Origin of the sequence: Streptomyces spongiae, assembly GCF_009377185.1 — a bacterium.
Lineage (GTDB): Bacteria > Actinomycetota > Actinomycetes > Streptomycetales > Streptomycetaceae > Streptomyces > Streptomyces spongiae.
In genome coordinates, this window is sequence record NZ_VJZC01000884.1 from 1 (window position 1) to 2,868 (window position 2,868).

Genomic DNA, 2,868 nt, shown 5'->3' on the forward strand with positions numbered 1-2,868 from the left:
CCCCCGCACCCTCCGCGCCGCCACCACCCGCTCCGCGATGGCCCGCGGCCGCACCTGCTACGACCATCTCGCCGGCCGCCTAGGCATCACCATCACCGACGCCCTAACCCACCACGGTCTCCTCCGCCAGGACACCCACCAGGACACCCAGGACACCCGTCAGGACACCGGCTTCGCCCTCACGGACACCGGCCTGGCCTGGTTCGCCACCGCGGGCATCGACCTCGCACGCACCGGCCGCCGCCCCCTCGCCCGCGCCTGCCTCGACTGGACCGAACGCCGCCCGCACCTCGCGGGCGTCGCGGGCGCGGCCCTGTGCCGCCGCGCGCTGACCGCCGGCTGGTGCGTACGCATCGGATCCGAGCGGGCGGTCAAGGTCACGCCGGCAGGCGAGCGGGCCCTCGCCGAGCTGCTGGACATCGAGCCGGCGTCACTGCTCTGATCTCGCCCCCCACCCAACCGCTCTGAGCTCACCCCCGTCCAACTGCCCTGAGCTGCTCCTCCGCCCGACGCCCCGTCCGAAATCCGCGAGCCCCAACTCCCTTGCCCCACCTAGCCTCAGGAGCATGATGACCACCGCGTCGGCCGCCAAGGCCACCCCGTCCACCCGCCGTACGGAACTGCTCGCCGCGGCGGCAGCCACGGTCACCGTCGTGCTGTGGGCCTCCGCGTTCGTGTCGATCCGCAGTGCGGGTGCCGCGTACTCGCCAGGCGCACTGGCGCTCGGGCGGCTGCTGACGGGAGCGGTGGCGCTCGGGGTCATCTGCGTGGTGCGCCGGGAGGGGTGGCCACCGCGGGCCGCGTGGCCGGGGATCCTGATATCCGGGCTGCTGTGGTTCGGCTTCTACATGGTCGCCCTCAACTGGGGCGAGCAGCAGGTCGACGCCGGCACGGCGGCCCTGATCGTCAACATCGGCCCGATCCTCGTCGCCCTGCTCGGCTCGCGCCTGCTGGGCGACCAGATGCCGCCTCGGCTGCTCGCGGGCATGGCGGTGTCGTTCGCGGGCGCGGTCACCGTGGGGCTGTCGATGTCCGGTGGAGGCGGGTCGTCCGTCCTGGGCGTAGTCCTGTGCCTGCTCGCAGCCGTGGGGTACGCGGGAGGCGTCGTCGCGCAGAAGCCGGCGCTCGGGCGGGCCAGTGCGCTGCAGGTGACGACGTTCGGCTGTCTCGTCGGTGCGGTCGTGTGCCTGCCGTTCGCGGGGAAGTTGGTCACGGAGGCGGGCGACGCGCCGCTCTCCGCGACCCTCAACATGATCTACCTGGGTGTGTTCCCGACCGCGCTGGCGTTCACGACGTGGGCGTACGCGCTGGCCCGTACGACCGCGAGCCGCATGGGCGCGACCACGTACGCGGTGCCCGCGCTGGTGGTGCTGATGTCGTGGCTGGCGCTGGACGAGGTGCCGGGGCTGTTCACCCTGGCGGGCGGCGCGCTGTGCCTGGCCGGGGTGGCGGTGTCACGCTCCCGGGCACGTACGACACCGAAAGCCGTGCCCCCGCCCCCGGCCGTGACCCCGGAACCACGACCTGAGCGAGAACAGCATGAGCCGGAACAGGCATGAGCGGGAACAGCCACCCCACCCACGCCGACTCGTGTCAGTCCACCCGCGACCGCCCCGCCAACACCTTGATCGACACCAGCGCGACCACGGCCAGCCCGACGATGTACGCGGACACCGCCATGGAGGTCCCCGTCGCCTCCAGCAGCAGCACCATCACGAAGGGAGCGAGCCCGCCGCCGAACACCGCCGCGATCTGGTAGCCGAGCGAGGCGCCCGTGTACCGCATCTCGGGGGTGAACAGCTCGGCGAACAGGGCGGCTTGAGGGCCGTACATGATGCTGAGGAAGCAACTGGCGACGAACGTGCCGACGGCCAGCCACAGCAGCGAACCGGTGTCGATGAGCAGGAACAGCGGTACGGCCCACAGGGCGATCCCGGCGGCCCCGAACGCGTAGATACGGATGCGACCGATGCGGTCGGAGAGGGCGGCGGCGGCCGGGATGAGCACGAGCTGGGTGAGGCTCACGCACAGTGACACGGTGAGAACCGCCCCGCGTTTCATGTCGAGTTCGCGGGTCGTGTAGTCGAGGACACCGGTGATCAGGATGTAGAACGTGGCGGTGTTCACGGCGAAGGAGCCACCCGCGAGGAGGACCGTGCCGAGGTGGCCCCGGAGGATCGTGCGCAGCGGTGAGCTCTTCTCGCTTCTCTCCTTCTCCGCCAGCGCCCGTTCCGCCGCCCGGAACTCGGGGGTCTCCTCGACGCGGCGGTGGATGTACCAGGCGAGGGCGAGCACGAACAGGCCGATGAGGAACGGCACGCGCCAGCCCCAGGCGGTGAACGCGGTCTCGCTGGTGGCCGCACCCGCGACGAGGAAGACCGAGTTGGCGCTCACCACGCCGATGGGCACGCCGAGTTGGACGAAGCTGCCGTACACGCCGCGTTTGCCCTCCGGGGCGTACTCGGTGGCGAGCAGCATCGCGCCGCCCCACTGCGCGCCGACGGCGACGCCCTGGACGACGCGGAGGAGGACGAGCAGCACCGGAGCGGCGATCCCGATCGTCTCGTACGTGGGGAGGAGGCCGATGCCGGTCGTGGCGAGGCCCATCAGCGTGAGGGCGAGGACCAGCATGGGCTTGCGGCCGTGTTTGTCGCCGAGGTGGCCCGCGACGATGCCGCCGAGGGGGCGGGCGAGGAAGCCGACGGCGAAGGTGGCGAACGCGGCGAGGACTCCTGCGGAGGGGCTGCCCGCGGGGAAGTAGAGGTCGCCGAGGACGAGGGCCGCGGCTATGCCGAAGACGAAGTAGTCGTACCACTCGACGGCCGAGGCGAGGGCTGCGGCGGTGGCGACCTTGCGGCGGTGGTGGGG

2 protein-coding genes and 1 pseudogene are annotated in these 2,868 nt (G+C 72.0%); 2 read left to right on the forward strand and 1 reads right to left on the reverse strand.

The window, feature by feature from the left end; all coding sequences use genetic code 11:
- Positions 1–442: pseudogene (locus FNH08_RS48185) on the forward strand (transcriptional regulator); the annotation flags it as partial.
- A 124-nt stretch (positions 443–566) separates the two neighbouring features.
- Positions 567–1,559, forward strand: a complete 993-nt coding sequence (locus FNH08_RS48190; RefSeq protein ID WP_152778225.1) for a DMT family transporter — start codon at positions 567–569, stop codon at positions 1,557–1,559.
- A 34-nt stretch (positions 1,560–1,593) separates the two neighbouring features.
- On the opposite strand, the gene FNH08_RS48195 is transcribed toward FNH08_RS48190, so the two are convergent.
- The coding region (locus FNH08_RS48195) for an MFS transporter (protein WP_152778226.1) at positions 1,594–2,868 on the reverse strand (1,275 nt) is incomplete at its 5' end.

Bases quoted from the DNA above. Each gene is read 5' to 3' on its own strand.
- FNH08_RS48190 (WP_152778225.1), top strand. From the start codon at position 567: ATGATGACCACCGCGTCGGCCGCCAAGGCCACCCCGTCCACCCGCCGT.